Origin of the sequence: Lactobacillus sp. RTP31084st1_F9_RTP31084_210423, from assembly GCF_040919545.1 — a bacterium.
Classification (GTDB): Bacteria; Bacillota; Bacilli; order Lactobacillales; family Lactobacillaceae; genus Lactobacillus; species Lactobacillus paragasseri.
On record NZ_JBCOVH010000001.1, the window covers coordinates 90,011 to 108,524 of the forward strand.

Annotated in this window: 23 protein-coding genes and 1 other annotated feature; of the genes, 20 read left to right on the top strand and 3 right to left on the bottom strand. The window is 34.1% G+C overall.

Annotated elements, in window-relative coordinates; all coding sequences use genetic code 11:
- The first annotated feature begins 7 nt into the window (after positions 1-7).
- From dnaI to rplT, 9 genes are all read left to right on the top strand, one after another.
- Positions 8-907, top strand: coding sequence for a primosomal protein DnaI (dnaI, locus tag AB5359_RS00475; RefSeq protein WP_003648356.1), 900 nt, complete (start codon positions 8-10; stop codon positions 905-907).
- Positions 908-1,189: 282 nt separating this feature from the next.
- Positions 1,190-3,121, top strand: a complete 1,932-nt coding sequence (gene thrS / locus AB5359_RS00480) for a threonine--tRNA ligase (protein ID WP_003648357.1) — start codon at positions 1,190-1,192, stop codon at positions 3,119-3,121.
- A gap of 340 nt (positions 3,122-3,461) precedes the next feature.
- A complete protein-coding gene (locus AB5359_RS00485; RefSeq protein ID WP_020806754.1) occupies positions 3,462-3,896 on the top strand; it encodes a LytTR family DNA-binding domain-containing protein in 435 nt (144 codons plus the stop codon).
- A complete protein-coding gene (locus tag AB5359_RS00490) occupies positions 3,893-4,318 on the top strand; it encodes a DUF3021 domain-containing protein (protein ID WP_048685093.1) in 426 nt (141 codons plus the stop codon). Before AB5359_RS00485 ends, AB5359_RS00490 begins: the two co-directional genes overlap by 4 nt.
- Before the next feature lie 11 nt (positions 4,319-4,329).
- Positions 4,330-5,283 (top strand): ABC transporter ATP-binding protein, encoded by a 954-nt coding sequence (locus AB5359_RS00495; RefSeq protein ID WP_020806752.1) that lies wholly within the window; start codon positions 4,330-4,332, stop codon positions 5,281-5,283.
- Positions 5,246-6,016 carry a hypothetical protein gene (locus AB5359_RS00500; RefSeq protein WP_035425708.1) on the top strand — a complete coding sequence of 257 codons (771 nt, stop codon included), beginning with the start codon at positions 5,246-5,248 and terminating at the stop codon, positions 6,014-6,016. Before AB5359_RS00495 ends, AB5359_RS00500 begins: the two co-directional genes overlap by 38 nt.
- A gap of 72 nt (positions 6,017-6,088) precedes the next feature.
- Positions 6,089-6,201 (top strand) — a sequence feature (ribosomal protein L20 leader region).
- A 38-nt stretch (positions 6,202-6,239) separates the two neighbouring features.
- Positions 6,240-6,758 (top strand): translation initiation factor IF-3, encoded by a 519-nt coding sequence (infC, locus tag AB5359_RS00505; RefSeq protein WP_003646916.1) that lies wholly within the window; start codon positions 6,240-6,242, stop codon positions 6,756-6,758.
- An 18-nt stretch (positions 6,759-6,776) separates the two neighbouring features.
- Positions 6,777-6,977, top strand: coding sequence for a 50S ribosomal protein L35 (gene rpmI / locus AB5359_RS00510; protein ID WP_003646917.1), 201 nt, complete (start codon positions 6,777-6,779; stop codon positions 6,975-6,977).
- A 32-nt stretch (positions 6,978-7,009) separates the two neighbouring features.
- Entirely contained in the window at positions 7,010-7,366 is a 357-nt protein-coding gene (gene rplT, locus AB5359_RS00515) for a 50S ribosomal protein L20 (protein WP_003646918.1), read from the top strand.
- Positions 7,367-7,406: 40 nt separating this feature from the next.
- On the opposite strand, the gene add is transcribed toward rplT, so the two are convergent.
- The gene (gene add, locus AB5359_RS00520) at positions 7,407-8,414 is read right to left on the bottom strand and encodes an adenosine deaminase (RefSeq protein ID WP_048685100.1); all 1,008 of its coding nucleotides are present in this window, start codon (positions 8,412-8,414) and stop codon (positions 7,407-7,409) included.
- Between the two features lie 163 nt (positions 8,415-8,577).
- Between add and AB5359_RS00525 the strand changes: the two genes are divergently transcribed.
- From AB5359_RS00525 to AB5359_RS00565, 9 genes are all read left to right on the top strand, one after another.
- Positions 8,578-9,096: a YqeG family HAD IIIA-type phosphatase gene (locus tag AB5359_RS00525; protein WP_020806749.1), complete on the top strand. Its 519-nt coding sequence runs from the start codon at positions 8,578-8,580 to the stop codon at positions 9,094-9,096.
- On the top strand, positions 9,093-10,202 hold the full coding sequence (gene yqeH, locus AB5359_RS00530; protein WP_003648365.1) for a ribosome biogenesis GTPase YqeH: 1,110 nt from the start codon (positions 9,093-9,095) through the stop codon (positions 10,200-10,202). Before AB5359_RS00525 ends, yqeH begins: the two co-directional genes overlap by 4 nt.
- Positions 10,202-10,828 (top strand): nicotinate-nucleotide adenylyltransferase, encoded by a 627-nt coding sequence (locus tag AB5359_RS00535; protein WP_003648366.1) that lies wholly within the window; start codon positions 10,202-10,204, stop codon positions 10,826-10,828. The genes yqeH and AB5359_RS00535 overlap by 1 nt, the downstream gene beginning before the upstream one ends.
- Complete coding sequence (gene yqeK / locus AB5359_RS00540; protein ID WP_003648367.1) at positions 10,821-11,417, top strand: bis(5'-nucleosyl)-tetraphosphatase (symmetrical) YqeK; 597 nt, start codon at positions 10,821-10,823, stop codon at positions 11,415-11,417. The genes AB5359_RS00535 and yqeK overlap by 8 nt, the downstream gene beginning before the upstream one ends.
- 23 nt (positions 11,418-11,440) lie before the next feature.
- Entirely contained in the window at positions 11,441-11,788 is a 348-nt protein-coding gene (gene rsfS / locus AB5359_RS00545; RefSeq protein ID WP_003648368.1) for a ribosome silencing factor, read from the top strand.
- A 10-nt stretch (positions 11,789-11,798) separates the two neighbouring features.
- On the top strand, positions 11,799-12,956 hold the full coding sequence (locus AB5359_RS00550; protein WP_048685106.1) for a nucleotidyltransferase: 1,158 nt from the start codon (positions 11,799-11,801) through the stop codon (positions 12,954-12,956).
- On the top strand, positions 12,956-13,504 hold the full coding sequence (locus tag AB5359_RS00555) for a DUF177 domain-containing protein (RefSeq protein ID WP_077410457.1): 549 nt from the start codon (positions 12,956-12,958) through the stop codon (positions 13,502-13,504). The genes AB5359_RS00550 and AB5359_RS00555 overlap by 1 nt, the downstream gene beginning before the upstream one ends.
- Positions 13,505-13,588: 84 nt before the next feature.
- Positions 13,589-14,317 (top strand): response regulator transcription factor, encoded by a 729-nt coding sequence (locus AB5359_RS00560; RefSeq protein ID WP_003646926.1) that lies wholly within the window; start codon positions 13,589-13,591, stop codon positions 14,315-14,317.
- The gene (locus tag AB5359_RS00565; protein ID WP_003648372.1) at positions 14,283-15,824 is read left to right on the top strand and encodes a HAMP domain-containing histidine kinase; all 1,542 of its coding nucleotides are present in this window, start codon (positions 14,283-14,285) and stop codon (positions 15,822-15,824) included. The genes AB5359_RS00560 and AB5359_RS00565 overlap by 35 nt, the downstream gene beginning before the upstream one ends.
- Before the next feature lie 62 nt (positions 15,825-15,886).
- On the opposite strand, the gene yidC is transcribed toward AB5359_RS00565, so the two are convergent.
- Complete coding sequence (yidC, locus tag AB5359_RS00570) at positions 15,887-16,870, bottom strand: membrane protein insertase YidC (RefSeq protein ID WP_003648373.1); 984 nt, start codon at positions 16,868-16,870, stop codon at positions 15,887-15,889.
- A 63-nt stretch (positions 16,871-16,933) separates the two neighbouring features.
- A complete protein-coding gene (locus AB5359_RS00575; RefSeq protein ID WP_048685111.1) occupies positions 16,934-17,209 on the bottom strand; it encodes an acylphosphatase in 276 nt (91 codons plus the stop codon).
- 96 nt (positions 17,210-17,305) lie between these two features.
- Here AB5359_RS00575 and AB5359_RS00580 point away from each other — a divergent pair, with 96 nt between their 5' ends.
- Both AB5359_RS00580 and AB5359_RS00585 read left to right on the top strand, forming a co-directional pair.
- Positions 17,306-18,067 (top strand): RNA methyltransferase, encoded by a 762-nt coding sequence (locus AB5359_RS00580; protein WP_048685113.1) that lies wholly within the window; start codon positions 17,306-17,308, stop codon positions 18,065-18,067.
- A gap of 90 nt (positions 18,068-18,157) precedes the next feature.
- On the top strand, positions 18,158-18,514 hold the full coding sequence (locus tag AB5359_RS00585; RefSeq protein WP_003646931.1) for a helix-turn-helix domain-containing protein: 357 nt from the start codon (positions 18,158-18,160) through the stop codon (positions 18,512-18,514).

The window sequence follows — 18,514 nt, forward strand, 5'->3', positions numbered from 1 at the left end:
TGTACTGGTGGAAGATATTTCTGAAGTAATCACACGTATTATCAAGAAAAGAAAATTGAGCGAAGATGGGAAAAAGATTGCTAAAACAGCAATAAAGCATCCCAGTGTTCAAGCCTTTCTCGCACAAAATAAAGACAAATTAAATAAAGAAATTGTCCAGGCTTCTCTTCCTACGATTTTTAACTATGTTGAGCAAATTGAGGCGCCAAACCCTGTGATGGAAGGATATACGCCAAAGCTTTTTCTTAATGGAAAGGTAATTGATATTACCTATGTTCCAACTGAGGCAAAGTTAAACTCAGAAGCTAAAATGCGGGCAGAACGCAGGATTGAATTGATTGATCTACCAGGAAAACTACGTCATGTTGAACTAGAAAATGTTGATTCAACTCCTGAACGGGATGCTGCATTAAATGAAGTAGCTATGTTTTTAGCCAGTTTTAAGAAGAACAAACACATCAAAGGTTTGTATCTAACTGGTGATTTTGGTGTAGGAAAAACGTATATCTTAGCTGGGTTAGCTAACGCTATTGCGCGTCAAGGAAGTCGAGTAGTCTTTTTACATGTACCTTCTTTTATTGCCAGTTTGGGGAGCCATTTTCAAGATAATAGCTTAAGTGACGAGATTGATCGTATTGCGTCAGCTCCTGTTTTAGTTTTTGATGATATTGGAGCAGAGACTCTAAGTGAATGGTCACGTGATGACGTGTTAGGCGTTATTTTGCAAAAACGCATGGATAATGTTTTACCAACATTTTTTAGTTCAAATATGACAATGGATGATTTGGCTGAACATTTTGCTGAAACAAGAAATAATGTTGATGAGGTTAAGGCAAGACGCTTAATGGAGCGGGTTCGTTTCTTGAGTAAAGAGGTTTTTGTTGGCGGTAAAAATCGTAGAAATTAATTTCAAATTTTGCTTGCATCTATTTGATGAGCTAGTATAATGAAAGTCAATGAAAGACATGATTTTCTTCAACTCAGAGACAGGAGCCTAGTTCTGGAAGCTCCTGATTAGAAGAAAACCCCAATTTCATTCCTGAAATTTTTATAATTTGGTTAGGTACCATTAACGACCTTTAGAGGAATTAATTCTTGGTAATTAATTCGAATTTCGGGTGGAACCACGTATTTTAACGTCCCAGCGCTATTTTTAGTGCTGGGATTTTTTATTTGGAGGTAAAATTTTATGAGTTTTTCTGTAACTTTGCCAGACGGCTCAAAGAAAGATTTTGACAAGGCAGTTTCTGTTAAAGAACTAGCATCTTCAATTGCTACTTCTCTAGGAAAAGCTGCTGTTGGTGCAAAAATTAACGGCGAAATGAAGCCTTTAGATTACGTTGTTGATGAAGATGTAGAAGCAGCTATCATCACTGATAAGGATGAAGAAGGTTTAGATATTTTACGTGCTACTGCTGCATTCTTGCTTGAAGCTATCGCTAAGCGTAAGTATCCAGAATTACGCTTGGGTATGCATGAAGCAGATGAGGGTGGCTTCTTTGTAGATACTGATAAAGAAGATCAAATTAAGATTACTGAATTGCCAGAACTTGAAAAAGAAATGCAAAAGGCAATCAAGAATGGCGAAAAGATCGAATATACTTCAATGAAAAAGAGTGAATTGGAAGATATCTTTAAAGATGACCAATTCAAATTAGATCTTTTAAAGGACGAAAAAGACGAAGTTGCAGTTTACAAATTAGGTGACTTTGTTGACTTTGGTTTTGAAGCTTTATTACCAAATACTGGTAAGATTAAGAACTTTAAGCTTTTATCAGTTGCTGGTGCATACTGGTTAGGTAAATCTTCTAACCCAATGCTTCAAAGAATTTTTGGTACTGCATTCTTTAAGAAGGCAGCTTTAGATGAAGATTTAAAGCGTCGCGCTGAAATTAAGGAAAGAGATCACAGAACTATTGGTAGAGACTTAGACTTATTCTTTGTTGATCCTAAAGTTGGTGCAGGTCTTCCTTACTGGATGCCAAAGGGTGCTACTATTCGTCGCGTTGTCGAGAGATACATTGTTGATAAAGAAGTTGCTGATGGCTATGAACATGTTTATACTCCAGTTTTAATGAACGTAGATGCATACAAGACTTCTGGTCACTGGGCACACTATCGTGATGACATGTTTCCACCAATGGACATGGGTGATGGTGAAATGCTTGAACTTCGCCCAATGAACTGTCCTTCACATATTCAAATCTATAAGCACCACATTCGTTCATACCGTGAATTGCCAATCCGTATCGCTGAATTAGGTATGATGCACAGATACGAAAAGTCAGGTGCTCTATCAGGTTTACAACGTGTACGTGAAATGACTTTGAATGATGGTCACACTTTTGTTGCACTTGACCAAATCAGAGAAGAATTTGCTAAAGTTTTGAAGTTGATCATGGATGTTTACAAAGACTTCGATATTACTGATTACTACTTCAGACTTTCATACCGTGATCCAAAGAACACTGATAAGTACTACGCAAATGATGAAATGTGGGAGAAATCTCAATCAATGCTTAAGGCAGCTATGGATGATCTTGGCCTTGATTATGTTGAAGCAGAAGGTGAAGCAGCATTCTATGGTCCTAAGCTTGATATTCAAACTAAGACTGCTTTAGGTAACGATGAAACTATGTCAACTATCCAACTTGACTTTATGCTTCCAGAAAGATTTGGCTTAACTTATGTAGGTCAAGATGGTGAAGAACACCGTCCAGTTATGATCCACCGTGGTATTGTTGGTACTATGGAAAGATTCATTGCTTACTTAACTGAAATTTACAAGGGTGCCTTCCCAACTTGGCTTGCTCCAGTTCAAGCTGAAATTATCCCAGTTAACGAGGAAGCTCACGGCGCATATGCTGATAAGGTTCGTGAAGAATTAGCTAAGCGCGGATTTAGAGCAGAAGTAGACCACAGAAACGAAAAACTTGGTTACAAGATTCGTGAATCACAAACTCAAAAAGTTCCTTATACTTTAGTTTTGGGTGACGATGAAATGAATGCCAATGGTGTTAATGTTCGTCGTTATGGTACTGAAGAACAAATTTCTAAGAGTTTAGATGACTTTATTGCTGAAATTGACGCAGATGTTAAGTCATACTCAAGAGAAAAATAATTAAAATAATAGTTTTTAATATAAAAGCGAGAAGACTGATAATAAGGTCTTCTCGTTTTTTTGTTTACTTGATGATTTTAATAATGTTATTAAGAATTTGTTTGGGTAATGAATGACTGCGTTGATAGATAGAGTTTGCTGATTCGTTGTCAGTATATTCTTTAAGAATAGTAGGTACTAAATATTCCCAGTTAGTCCAATTAGTAATCATTATATTATCAAAAACTTCAAATTTATTTGAGATATGACCATTCACCACAAGTTTTTAACCATTTACCGAAAATTACTGGTTTTAGAAAATGCAATGAGTATACTTATAGGCAATATAAGGAGTGAGCATATGGAAATAAAGTTTAATATCGATAAAGATTTACAAAAAGAAAAAGCTGAATTTTGGCTAAAGAAGATGACAGACAAGATAAGAAAAATCACTCAAGAATTGCAGTCTGATCCTCAAATTTTATGGGGATATCGAAAAGAAACAGCATATGCGATTGAAGTTTCAAAAATATATTTAATTCAAGTAGAAAATGAAAAGACAATAATTTATACGCAGGATAAAACATATCTTTTTAAAGGTAGACTTTATCAGGCCAGCATTAACTTACCAACTGATTTTATTGAAGCATCCCGAAGTGCAATTCTAAATTATCGTTTTATCGATCATTTAGAAATTATCAGTAATGGTAATATCGATGCCTTGATGAAAAACGGATTACGTGTGCAAATTGCCCGTCGAAAAATAAAAAAATTAAAGGAGAGACTGGGATTATGAAACATATTGTACGTTTAATTAATAGTGGATTAGTAGGAATAGGAATTGGGATGACTTGGCTGGGAATTGATATTTTACAAAATCATTTTTTCAAGAATGGATTAGAGACAACTATTTCGGTAAAATATTTTCTTTTCTGGCTAGGATCTTCGTTTTTGATTGGAATTTTCTTTTATTTTGCCAGTTTGGTTTTTGAGCATGATAATTGGTCTTTAAAAAAACAAATCTTTATTAACTTTTTCATTTGTCTTAGTGCATGGTTAAGCTTTTATCTCTTTTTAAATAAGTTTAACTATTCTGGATCAGCATTACTAAAAGCGATTGTTGATTTTATTATTATGTATGCTTTAGCATACGGAATTTATTTTTATCATTTATGGCATGAGGTTAAGCGAATTAATAAGAAACTGAAAGAAATTTGAGAGGACTTAAAATGTTACTTAAAGTAAGAAACTTAAGCAAAAGTTTTCAAAATGGAACAAGGGCAATTGAAGATTTATCATTTGATATTCCTGCTGGAAAAATAACTACTTTTTTAGGATTTAATGGAGCGGGAAAAACGACAAGTTTAAAAATAATTTTGAACTTATTGCTTCCTGATGAAGGGAAAATATATTTTGAAAATAAATTGCTAAAAAATGATTTTACGCCTTTATTAAAACAAACCGGAGTAGTTTTAGAGAGTACGCGCAATATGTTTTATGCCTTGACGCCAATGGAAAATTTTATATATTGGGGAGCTCAACGTGGGTTGAATAAAAAAGTGGCACGAAAAAATGGTTTAGAACTATTAGAGAAATTTGGTCTGTTGTCTAAAAAGGATACGGTTATTTTTGAATTAAGTCGAGGGATGCAGCAAATTATTGCTATTTGCTGTGCGTTGATTTCTAGACCTAAATTTTTAATTTTAGATGAACCGACTCTTGGTTTAGATATTGAGGCAGTAGAAACTGTGGAACGAATATTAAAGACATTAGCTTCTGAAGGAGTTGCAATTTTATTAACTACGCATGAATTGGCATTTGCACAAAGAATTGCAGATCAGATCCTATTAATAAAAAAAGGACAGTTAATTTATAGTGGCAGTAAAGCAGATTGTTTAGATAGATTCAATCAAGAAAAATTTATCACGGTTCAATTCTCGCGAGTTTTGTCTAATGAGCAACAAGCACTTTTAGAAAGTATTGCTAAGATTATTTCGATTAATAATACTACTTATCAGTTGATTTTATCTAATCGAAAAGACTTATCACATTTATTGGGATTTTTAACTCAATTTAAATTAATTGACCTTAAAACTAAAAATAAAGGTTTAAAAGAAGTGGTTGATTTTTACATGAAAGGAAAAAATGAAGATGGTAGCATTAAAAGCGGAATTTCAGCGTGAATTAATCATATACCGACGCTATTTATTTAGCTCTGTCTCAGACTTAGCTTTAACTATTTTAATGTTTATGGGTATCTTTTGGGGTAGTAACTCAATTAGTAAGGGTATTATCGGACAATCACTTTCAGCTTTAATTATTGGCTTCACATTGTGGACAACAATTCAGAATACAGTATCAATGTTAGGCAGTAATACTATGAATAATGCGAAAAGTGGGATTTTACAGCAATTATATTTGATGCCAATTTCAAGTGAAAAATTATTTTTTAATAGAAGTATGGTAAATATTACTATTTCACTTGGACAGTCTATCATTGTTTGTTTAGCACTTATGCTTTTTACAGGACAATGGATAAACTTTACAATTATGGTTATTTGGCCAACTATTTTTTCTTTAGTTACTCTTTTCGGCTTGGGGTATCTGATAATTAGCTTAGTTTTAAGATTTAAACGAATAGGAAGTTTTTTAGCAATTTGTCAATATTTGTATTTAGGAATTTTACTAACACAATTTGAGAAAGCAGATCTTTTAGTAAAGAACATGGCAAATTTTTTGCCACTTGTACCAATGGTTAGCTGGATGAGATTAATTATTAGTGGATCAGCTTATAATTTTAAATATTATTTATCCTTTTCAGCCTTTAATTCGATATTTTGGTTGTTGCTTGGACTATTTATTTTTGAAAAAGTTAATAAAGCTGTGAAGAAGCAAGGCTCTCTTTCTTTCTATTAGTTTTATTAAAATTAGCAGTTGCATTCAATTAATTCTTGACGTAGATTAATTAGATGGTATAATTTAGAAGTTGAGAACAAGAAGAAGCTCCCGCTTCTCGCCTAAGTTAATATTACCTCTGGGCTGATCGATAATATCTGTTGATTAAAAGCGGGCGTTAACTTTGCCCGCTTTTTTCTTGTCCTCGAAATTAACGTGGAGGTGAATACTCATACCAAGAAATATGATCTTAAACGAAGATATTCGTGCTCGTGAAGTTCGTTTAATTGGAGTTGATGGCCAACAAATTGGTGTCGTTTCTAAGAATGAAGCTTTACGTAAAGCAGCTGACGCTGACCTTGATTTGGTTTTGCTTTCTCCTAATGCTAAGCCACCTGTTGCTAGAATTATGGACTACGGTAAATTCCGTTTTGAACAACAAAAGAAAGCCAAAGAAAACCGTAAGAATCAAAAGGTTATGGCTGTCAAAGAAATTCGTTTAAGTCCAACAATCGAAGGCAATGACTTTGACACTAAGTTAAAGCATGTTCGTAAATTCTTGACCAAGGGCGCTAAAGTTAGAGTTTCTATTCGCTTTAGAGGCCGGGCAATTACTCACAAGGAGTTAGGTAAACAGGTCTTAGAGAAGATGGCTGATGAAGCTAGTGACTTATCTAATGTAGTTACTAAGCCTAAGATGGAAGGCCGTTCAATGTTCTTAATGCTTGCTCCATTAAGTGAGAAAGATAAAAAGAAAAAGTAGTTAATTGGAGGAATAGATATGCCAAAGCAAAAAACACACCGCGCTTCAGCAAAGCGTTTCAAGAGAACTGCTAATGGTGGCTTAAAGCGTCACCATGCTTACACTGGACACCGTTTCCACGGTAAGACTAAGAAACAACGTCGTCATTTGAGAAAAGCTGCTATGGTTTCAGCAAGTGACTTAAAGCGCATCAAACAGATGCTTTCCCAAATGCGTTAATTATTAGAAGACTTTTTGAGGAGGAATTTTAGATGCCAAGAACTAAAGGTGGAACCGTAACACGCGCTCGTCGTAAGAAGATCATGAAGTTAGCCAAGGGTTACCGTGGCTCAAAACACTTACAATTTAAAGCTGCAAGTACTCAAGTATTTGTTTCTCGTAAATATGCTTTCCGTGACCGTAAGAAGCGTAAGAGTGAATTCAGAAAATTATGGATTGCTCGTATCAACGCTGCTGCAAGACAAAATGGTCTTTCATACTCTAAGTTAATGCACGGCTTAAAGGTAGCTGGTATTGACATGAACCGTAAGATGTTAGCTGATATTGCTTACAACGACGAAAAAGCTTTTGCTGATTTAGCAGATGCTGCTAAGAAAGCTTTGAACTAAAAATATTAAAAATGCTCCGCATAAGCGGAGCATTTTTTTCTCAAATTTGATTGAAGATATGTAATAAGCGACTTTTTTCTTGGTTAGAAGCAAAGGCAGCATTAATGGAGTTTAATAATAATTGATGTTCATCTAAATTTGTAAGATTAGTTTTAGTTTCAAGTAATTTAAACTCTTTAGGTAAATTGGTATTTGAAACGGTCATATTATCACAATTTAATGTTGCTTTTATTTTTCTTGAAAGCAGAGTTTTGATTGGATATGAGTCGATTTTTTTAAATACTTTAGTATTAAGATTAGAAGTGGCGCAACATTCTAGGGTAATATGTTGGTTAATTAATTCTTGAACTAGTTGCTCACTTTCTAAGCAGCGAATTCCGTGACCAATTCTTTTAGTGCCTAAGTCTAATGCTTCTTGCATTGATTCTGGGCCCGCTGCTTCTCCTGCATGAATTGTAAAAGGAATGTGCATTTCCTTAGCATCATCAAAGAAAGGCTTAAATTTTTTATTTGGAATTGGTCCTTCTGGCCCTGCTAGATCAATACCAACAACGTGTTCTTTAGCATATTTAGCAGCTAGTTTAACAGTTAAGTAGTTTTCTTGTTCTCGATCAGGCAAGCGCATAAGGCAGAGAATTAAGTTGGCGTGCAGAGGATAAAAATTATCTTCATGGTTATTTTGCCAGTTGTAGAATTTCTTTAATCCTAAAATACAGGCCTTAATTGCATCTTCTTGAGTAAGATCTTTTTGGGTGTGGAGCTGTGGAGCAAAACGGATCTCTGTATAAACTAAACCTTGAGAGCGGAGTTTCTGTAAAAGATCAAAAGTTGCTGTTTCTAGATCTTTTTTTGTTTGCAGAAATAACAATGGAAAGTCGAATTTAGTTAAATATTCTTGTAAATCAGCACATCTTTCAGAAACAGATAACTTTTCTTTCAATTGCGAGTCAGTTAAACTGGAAAAATTGTGTACTTCCATTAACTTTTTAACGGTAGTGTATGGCAAAGAACCATCTAGGTGAAGATGGAGATCAATAAAATTCTTCATTTTTAGCTCCTTTGTGTAATACGGTGGAAAAGTTTAAATTGTTCTTATTTTACCATCTTTTGTGCTAAAGAAAAGTAAAATTTTAATTTTTTAATCAGCAAATATTTCTAAAGATTAAAGATTTCTGATACTATAGATATGAGAAAAAAGTGGAGATTTTTTAATGTTATTTAGACCTCGGTATACAATAGATACTATCTATCATTTAGATCCAAAACAGTTAAAAAAGATGGGGATTAAGGCTGTTTTTAGCGATTTAGACAATACTTTGCTTGCATGGAACAAAGCTGATACAGCAGTTGAAATGGATCAACTTAATCGCCGTTTAGCAAAAGCTGGAATTCGTTTAGTTGTTATTTCGAATAATAATGCTGAACGGATTGGAAAAGTTTTGAATCCATATCATATTTCTTTTATTGCAAAGGCTAGAAAGCCTCTTCCCATCGGAATTAATCAGGAATTAAAAGAACTAAATTTACAAAAAGATCAAGTCTTAATGGTTGGCGATCAATTGATTACTGATATGCAGGCTGGTAATTTAGCTGGTGTAGCTACAGTTTTGGTAAAGCCATTAGTTGAAACCGATAAGTGGAATACTAGAATTAATCGTTTTTTTGAAAAATTTATCTTCTTCTTTTTGAATTTAAGAAAGCCAGTAGTTTTTAAGGAGAAATTAGAATGAGTGAAGAATTGCGTTGTATTGGTTGTGGAAGTATATTGCAGGATCAAGATCCTAAAAAGTCAGGCTATTTACCAACTTCTGCCTTAAAAAAAGCTTTAACAAGTGATGACAATGAGGTATATTGCCAGCGCTGCTTTAGATTAAGACATTATAACGAAATTATGCCAGTTGAAGAAAATAACGATGATTTCTTGGCATTGCTCAATTCAATTAGTCAAAAAAAAGCCTTGGTTGTTAACGTAGTTGATTTATTTGATTTTAGCAATTCATTAATTTCTTCGATTAAACGTTTTATTGGCGGTAATGAATATATTTTAGTTGGTAATAAGGTAGATTTATTTCCGAAAAACTCTAAAGAGTCAAAAATCAAAGACTGGATGCGTCAAGAAGCCAACCGAAATGGTTTAAAGCCAGAAAAAATCTTTTTAGTTTCAGCTGCTAAAAAGAAAAATTTAGCTGATTTGATGGCTTTTTTAGCAAAAAAGGGTGAAAAGAAAGATATTTATTTTGTTGGAACTACTAATGTTGGTAAATCGACTTTAATTAATGCAATTATCAATATGAATAGTGATTTAAAAGATGTCATTACTACGTCTAAGTTTCCTGGAACAACTTTAGATGAAATTAAAATACCTCTTTCTAATGGTCATTATTTAATTGATACCCCAGGAATCCTGAACGCTAATCAATTGGCTAGTCACTTGAGTGGCAAAGAATTAGAAGTTGTTGAACCAAAGAAACCATTAAAGCCTGCAACTTACCAGTTATTACCGGGACAAACAATTTTCTTGGCTGGACTAGGACGTTTTGATTATGTTGATGGTCCATCAGCTGGTTTTACAATTTATGTTGCACGAGACCTTTATGTTCATAGAACCAAGACTGAGAATGCTGATACATTTTATGAAAAGCATAAAGATGACTTATTACTTCCACCAAGTAAGGAAGATAATTTAGGACCATTAAAAGGACAAACATTTTCACCAAAAGAAAAAAGCGATATTTTGTTTGGAGGCGTAGGATTTATTACAACACCAGCTAATGTTGTAGTGAAGGCTTATACGCCGGAAGGCATTGGTTTAGGAATTAGAAGAGCGTTGATATAATGCAGTGCGTTGTAAAAGAAAAGCCACAAGTAAAATTTGAACCAGCTACAAGTTCTGCTCAGCAAATTGGAATTATGGGAGGAACTTTTAATCCAGTCCATCTTGCTCATTTAGTAATGGCAGAGCAAGTTAGAAAGCAACTTCACTTAGACGAAATATGGTTTATCCCCAATAATACTCCACCTCATAAACAATTAGCAGGTAATGTCAGTGCTAAAGACCGCTGTGCGATGCTTGAATTAGCTACGCATGATAATCCATATTTTCATGTTAAACTTTTTGAGATAATGCGGGGTGGTACTTCATATACAGTTGATACCTTGCGTTATTTGAAAAAAAGAGCACCACGTAATCAATATTATTTGATTATGGGGAGTGATGAAGTAAATGATTTTGAAAATTGGCGTGAACCTGAAACAATTGCCCTTTTGTCGACATTAGTAGGAGTTAGAAGACCAAACTATCCACAAAATCCGAGATTCCCTATGATTTGGGTAGATGCTCCAAATTTAGATATTTCGTCTTCTCTAATTCGTAAAAATGTAGCTACCGGTAATTCTATTCGGTATTTAGTGCCTGAAAGTGTTCGTTTATATATTGAATCAAGAGGCTTATATCGTGACTGAAATTAATTTTGCAAAAACATATTCCCCGTTAACTTCTGCTGAAATTGTTGCTCAAGAAAAAAGCAACATGGATGAAAAAAGATTTAAGCATTGTATTGGTGTAAGTGAAACGAGCCGTAAGTTAGCTGAACTTAATGATTATGATCCGGATAAAGCAGCTTTAGCTGGATTTATTCATGATTATGCAAAGCAAGTACCTCCAGAACGATTTATTAAGGTAATTAAGGAACAACACTTTGATCAGGACTTACTTAACTATAATCGTGCTATTTGGCATGGCATTGTTGGGGCATATTTTATTGAGAAAGAGTTAAAGATAACTGATCCTGAAATTTTAACTGCAATTAGACGTCATACAACAGCTGATGTTGAAATGTCTACTTTGGATAAAATTGTCTTTGTTGCTGATTTTATAGAACCAGGACGTGATTTCCCAGGTGTAGAAGAGGCAAGAAAGGTGTCATATGCTAATTTAGATGATGGAGTAGGTTTTGAACTAGCTCATACGCTTGACTTTTTAATAACTAATAGAAAAAAGATATATCCTAAGACTTTTGCCGCATATAATAAATGGGCTGTGAAAGATTAGAATTTTGAAAGGAAAAAATAAAATTGGATAGCAAGAAATTATTAGATTTAACCGTAGAAGCAATTGATGAGAGACATGGTGAAGATACTGAAGCATATGATATGCAAGGAATTAGTATTTTAGCAGATTACTATGTTGTAACTACTGCAGGCTCAAATCGTCAACTTCATGCAATTGTTAATAGCATTATTGATAAAATTCATGAACAAGGAAAAGAAGATTACCGTATTGAAGGAACACGTGATTCTAACTGGCTTTTAGTAGATATGGGAGATGTAGTTGTAAATGTCTTCACTGCGGATGCTAGAGACTTTTATGGCTTGGAAAAGCTCTGGAGCAATGGTAAGAAGTTAGAATTAAACTTGGATTAAAGGAAGACGTATGAGTGTAATTGGCATTGTAGCCGAATATAATCCTTTTCATAGTGGACATGAATTTTTACTAAACCAAGCTCGTTTAGTTGCTGAAAACGATCCAATTATCGTTATAATGTCAGGTAATTATGTTCAACGTGGACAGATGGCAATTATGGATAAGTGGCAAAGAGCTAAAGCTGCTTTGAATTCAGGTGCTGATTTAGTATTTGAACTACCATTTTCTTTTGCAGTTCAACCAGCTGATATTTTTGCTAATGGTAGTATTAGGATGTTAAGTGATTTAGGAGTATCAGAATTATTTTTTGGTGTAGAGGATGCTAACTTAAATTTTTCATATCTAGGACAAAAAATAAGTCAAATTCCTAAGAATCGTCTGGATTTTAGTGATTATACCCAAACTTATGCTACTCAGTATAACGAAATGATTGCTAGAGAAATTGGTCATGAAGTAAATCAACCTAATATGATGTTAGCTGTTGCTTATGCAGTAGCTAGTGAGCAATTAGAAAATCCACTTCATCTACACCCTGTGACTAGATTGGGTAGTGGACATGATGATCCACTTTTGCAAGACAAGATTATTTCTTCTGCTACTGCAATTAGAAACTATTGTTTACATCACCCAAATGATTTAACTGAATTGAAAAAGTATCTTCCTAAAGGAGAACTAGCAGCACTAGAAAAACAAAAAGTCTACCCCAATTGGAATCTTTTATTTAATTTTTTAAAGTATCGGATTGAAAGCGCCAGTTTAGAAGAATTACGCTCAATCTATCAAATGAGCGAGGGTTTAGAGTACAAAATGAAAGAAGAAATTCATACTGCGGAAGATTTTACTTCATTTTTACGCCAGATTAAGTCTAAACGCTATACTTATGCGCGCCTAAGAAGACTTTGTCTCTACACTCTTTTAAACGTAACCGAAAAGGAAATACAGACTTCATATCAAGATGTTTCAACGCTATTGCTTGGCTATAATAGTCGTGGAAGAAATTATCTTAAGAAAATTCGGAAAGATGTTGAACTCCCAATTATTTCTAAAGTCGATAAGAAAAATGCAGCGAGTGGAACTTTAGGTCTGCAAGTAAGAGTAGATCGACTTTTTGAACAAATTATGGGTGAAGATCAAAACTTTGGTCGAAGACCAATTGAGGTAAAATAATGTTAAATTTTTCATATTCACAAATTAAAAATAGCCGTAATCCCTTGACTCACGTTGATGAAGATGTCGAGTTAAGTAAAGATTTTTTTGATAGAAGTAAAGAATTACTTGAAGATGCCAAAAATGTGCATGTTAGTGGCGATTTCTTTTATGATGACCCCTTTGTAACTGGGAATTTCACTGTAGAAGCAGATGTAATTGCCCCATCTACTCGAAGTTTGAAGCCGGTAAAACTGCATCAAGAGTTTAATTTTACTGAAAATTATAGTGAAGTTGAGCCAACTCAAGAGCAGCTTGATGAAGAAGATACTATCGTAACTGTTAAGGATGATAAAATTGATCTTCAAAAAGCTGTAGAAGACAATTTATTATTAAGCTTACCATCAGTTATTCTAACGCCTCAAGAAAAAAGTGAAGGTGATTTCCCTGAAGGAGAGGGATGGAAGGTTATTTCTCAAGCGGCTTATCAAGAAGAACAATCAAATAAGGAAAATCCAGCCTTTGCTAAGCTTAAAGATTTATTCAAAGATGAAAAAAACAAGGAATAAACCCTTGCATTAATGTATTTTTAAATTTAATATTAATTTATTAATAAAATTTTTAACCAGATTAATTATAGTGTGGAGAAAATAATGAGTAAAATTCTGATTATTGAAGATGAAAAAAATCTTGCCCGTTTTGTAGAACTAGAATTAAGACATGAGAAATATGAAACTCAAGTTGAAGGAAATGGTCGAAAAGGATTAGATTTAGCATTAAACGAAGATTTTGATGCAATCTTACTTGATTTAATGTTGCCAGATCTTAATGGATTAGAAATTGCTCGTCGCGTTCGCCAAGAAAAAACTACTCCAATTATTATGATGACTGCAAGAGATTCAGTGATTGATCGAGTTTCTGGCTTAGATCACGGTGCTGATGACTATATTGTTAAGCCTTTTGCAATCGAAGAATTATTGGCTCGTTTACGTGCAGTCTTAAGAAGAGTACAAATTGAAAAGAGAGCTATGGGCGACACGATGGGTGTTCAAAAAGTTGTTCATTTTAATGATTTAACCATTGAAACAGCTAACCGAATCGTTCATCGCGGAGATAGTACAGTCGATCTGACTAAGCGTGAGTACAACTTGTTAATGACATTAATTGAAAACAAAAATAACGTTGTTACTAGAGAGCAACTCTTAAATAAGATTTGGGGACCTGAATCTAAAATTGAAACTAATGTTGTCGAAGTTTATGTACGTTATTTACGTAATAAGATCGATGTACCGGGCCGTCCTTCATACATCAAGACTGTTCGTGGTACCGGTTATATGGTAAGAACGGATGAAAATGATGAAGCACGTGAAGAAGCAAAATAAATCGACCAAAGAGACCCTCAAGTCCTCGCTAACCTTTAAGTGGGTAAGCTTAGTTGCAGCGACAATTACGGTCTCTTTTGTTATATTTTCAATTGCAATTTATTCTTTAGTAAAGCAGCAAATTGTTTCGCAGGAAAGAAATTTGACTGAAAGTGTTGCCACCACCTTTCAGAGAAGATTGGTCGAAATTCCGACCAGTCTCCAGATTTCAAATGTTGTTCCTCAGCTTTCGCCTAATACTAATCGAATTTTGGAAGGGCAAACCCCTATTACTTCAAATGATGGGGGAAATGTCTTTAATGATGATGTTTTAGCGACTTTGTCGAATCGAGATACAAGTATTACTATTTATAATCCAAGCGGAGATGTGGTCTTTAGTAATGGAAATGTTCCTGATAATGGAATGCCTCATTTTAGCAAGACAGAGAATCATGTTTTAAAGGTAGAAAACACAAAAGGAAAAATCCATATGAAAATTTATCAGAAGATTTTTTCTGATAAAACACATCGATTAACTGGATACTTAATTGTTGATAATTCGATGGATCAACAAAATCATGTTTTGAAATCAATTCGTAATTGGATGATTGGTCTGTCGATTATTGCAATTATTGTTTTTGTCGGTTTATCATATTTGATTGTTAATAGTGTTGTCCAACCGATCAAAAAGATGTCACAGATTTCTCATGATATTAATGAAGATCCAACTAATAAACGAAGAGTTCCAGATCTCCATCGAAATGATGAGTTAGGTGAATTAGCTACTTCATTTAATGAAATGCTAGATCGAATGCAGGCGTATATGCAGCAACAGAAGCAATTCGTTGGGGATGTATCTCATGAGTTACGTACACCGGTGGCTGTAATTGAAGGACACTTGAACTTACTAGAACGATGGGGAAAAGATGATCCGCAGGTCCTAGAAGAATCAATTCAAGCCTCTCTTCAAGAAAGCAAACGGATGAAACATTTAATTCAGGAGATGCTTGACTTAACTAGGGCTGAACAAGTTGATTTACAGTATCCTGATAAAACGGCTGATGTTAACGAAGTTCTTAATCGAACAGTTAATGATATGAGAATGATTCATCAGGATTTTACAATTACATATGATGACAGTGACTTAGCACCAGATACAATTATCAAGATCTATCGTAATCACTTAGAGCAAATTTTGATTATTTTAATTGACAACGCAATTAAGTATTCTACGGATCGTAAAGAAATATTAGTTGATGCAGCTACCGAAAAAGATAAAGTTAAAATTTCCGTCCAAGATTTTGGTGAAGGTATTGCGCCTGATGAGCAAGATAAGATCTTCAATCGTTTCTATCGTGTAGATAAAGCTCGAACTCGTGAAAAAGGTGGTAATGGTCTAGGTTTAGCTATTGCTCAAAAATTAGTTGAAAGCTACCATGGAAAAATTAGTGTTAGTTCGACACTTGGTTCAGGCAGTAAATTTATGATTGAATTTCCTTTGTTAAAGTCTAAACAAGAAAATAAATGATAATAAAAAGGAATCCATTTTGTAGTGACCTACAAAAATTGGATTCCTTTCTTATTTGCTTATTAATCTTTATCAGAGTTATGAGGACGTTTTTGCTTACCGGCATTTCGTGCACGTAAATCTTGATGAAGATCTTTTTCTGTTTCGTTATTAGTATTTGATGAAGTAGTAGTATTAAGAATACTATCGATTGTTTCTTGAGTGACTACTACCTTAAGTGGACGCTCATTTAATTCAGCTGCAACATCCTTTTTTACTTTTGGCATGATGATGAATGTAGTAATTACTTGTTGCAAGATAGCAATTAAACCACCAACTAAGAAGTAAAGAGCTAAGGCACCAGGAGCTGAAATACTGATGAAGAAAGTCATTGCTGGACTCAAAATCAAAGTCATCTGCATGGCTTTCTTCTGTTCTTCAGGAATTCCAACCATTGATAGATAACCTTGAATTACATAAAGCAAGGTAGCAATGATGGTTAGAACAATTGAGCGCTGCCCCAAAGAAATACCAAAGAAACTTGAAGCAGCTAATTCTTTAGAATAAGCTACTGCTTGATAGATCCCAATCATAATCGGCAGTTGGATAAGTAATGGTAAACATCCCATTCCACCCATCATGGACATATTGTTGTCTTTATAAACTCGCATTTGAAGTTGGCTAATTTGCATTTGTTGCGGTTGAGTTAAGCCAGGTTTTTTCAGTGCTTCTTGAATCAACTTCATTTGTGGTTGAAGTTTTTGAGTCTTTTCTTGCTGTGTAGTCATTTTGCGCTGAGATGCAAGACGAAGCGGCATAACAATTAACTGAACAACAAAAGTAATGATAATAATTGCCCAGCCAGCACCATTTGAGCCACCAATTTGATGCTCAACAGCTAACATGATATTTTGAATTGGCTTACCAAAAAGACTAAAAACCCAAGCATATGGTCCACTAGTAGGTGCTTGATAGATACTTTGACTATTGTTAGCACAACCAGTTAAGACTAATGCCAAGATAGTTAGCATGGCAAATAGACTAAAATATTTAGTTTTTGATTTCATTAACTATAACCTTTCCTACTTTATTGTTACTGGAATAAAGTTTACTAGTTATTTGTTAAAGTATCAATAAACCACACTAAAGCGAGTAAATTTTTCTGCATTGGAGATTGTATTTAAATCAACATGATCCACATGTCCAGCTACTGATGGTGAAGCTTTAATTTTTTTAATAAAATGTTCTAAAGGAAGCTCCTCCCCTTGAGCTACAATAGAAACTGATCCATCAGGGTTATTTTTAACAGTGCCGTTAATTCCTAATTCTTGTGCAATCATTTGCGTGGTCCATCTAAAACCAACACCTTGGACAAGACCGGTAACTTTCATTGTGACAGTTTTCATAAATATCGCTCTTTTCTTTATCTTCTAACTTAAATTTTAACATGTTAATTTTGGGCGAGGTAATTTAAAATATTAGATTAGAAGGAAGTAGAAATTATGATAGAAATTAATTCAGTAAACAATCCGACAATTAAGAGTCTTAGAAAGCTAGAACAGAAGAAATATCGTAAAAAGACTCAAACTTATTTAATCGAAGGTTTTCATTTAGTTGAAGAAGCACTCAAGAATCACGAAAATTATCTATATATTTTAGGAACTTCAGCAGCTTTAGTAAAACTTACTGCTCATTATAAGTTGAAGGATGACAAGGTAATTCAAATTACTGATGCAATTGCAGAGCATTCGAGCAGTACTAAGAACAGTCAAGATATTTTTATGGTTTTACCGATTAATCAGCCTAAATCATTTAGTTTTGAATATGGAAAATGGGTTGTTTTGGACAACTTAACTGATCCAGGAAATGTAGGCACTATTATTCGTACAGCTGATGCAGCTGGATTTGATGGAGTTGTTCTATCTGAAGAAAGTGTAGACTTGTATAATCCCAAAGTTCAGCGTAGTATGCAGGGCAGTCAATTTCACATTCAAATTGTTCAGAATCCAATCTTAGCAGCAATTAGTAGCTTTAAGGAAAATGGAATTCCAGTTTATGTAAGTATTCTAGATAAAACAGCCAAATCATTGAATAATTGTATTTCTGTTCCTCAATTAGCCTTAGTAATTGGCAATGAAGCTCATGGGGCAAGTAAAGATGTAATTGAAACAGCAGATAAAAAAATTTATATTCCAATAAAAGGTAAGGCAGAGTCATTAAATGCAGCAGTAGCAGCTGGAATCATGATTTATCATTTTTCATAAGCTTACAGCTTGTTTTAAGTAAGTAATATTACTATAATCTTTAGTATAGATTGATCTAAAAATATTTTGATTTTTTAGGAGGAATTATAAATGTCCCAAGAAATTGAAAGCAAAACTAAAATGGGTGACTGTCCAGATCCAGAAGATTACTCACTGTGTTCGCATTTTATTGATGCTTTTGCAATTATTGGTAAAAAATGGAATGGTTTAATTATTAGCTCTTTGTGCGATACTAATGCAATGCGTTTTAAAGATTTAGCACGTTGTATTAGTAAGTGTTCTGATCGAGTTTTAGTTGAGCGATTGAAAGAACTAGAAAAGGACGGTATTGTTAATCGTACAGTTGATGAAAAGAGCGGTATTATTAGCTATACTCTGACTCAAAAAGGAGCAGACTTACAGCCTGTTTTTGAACAAGTTCATAATTGGGCAGATAAATGGGCCTAA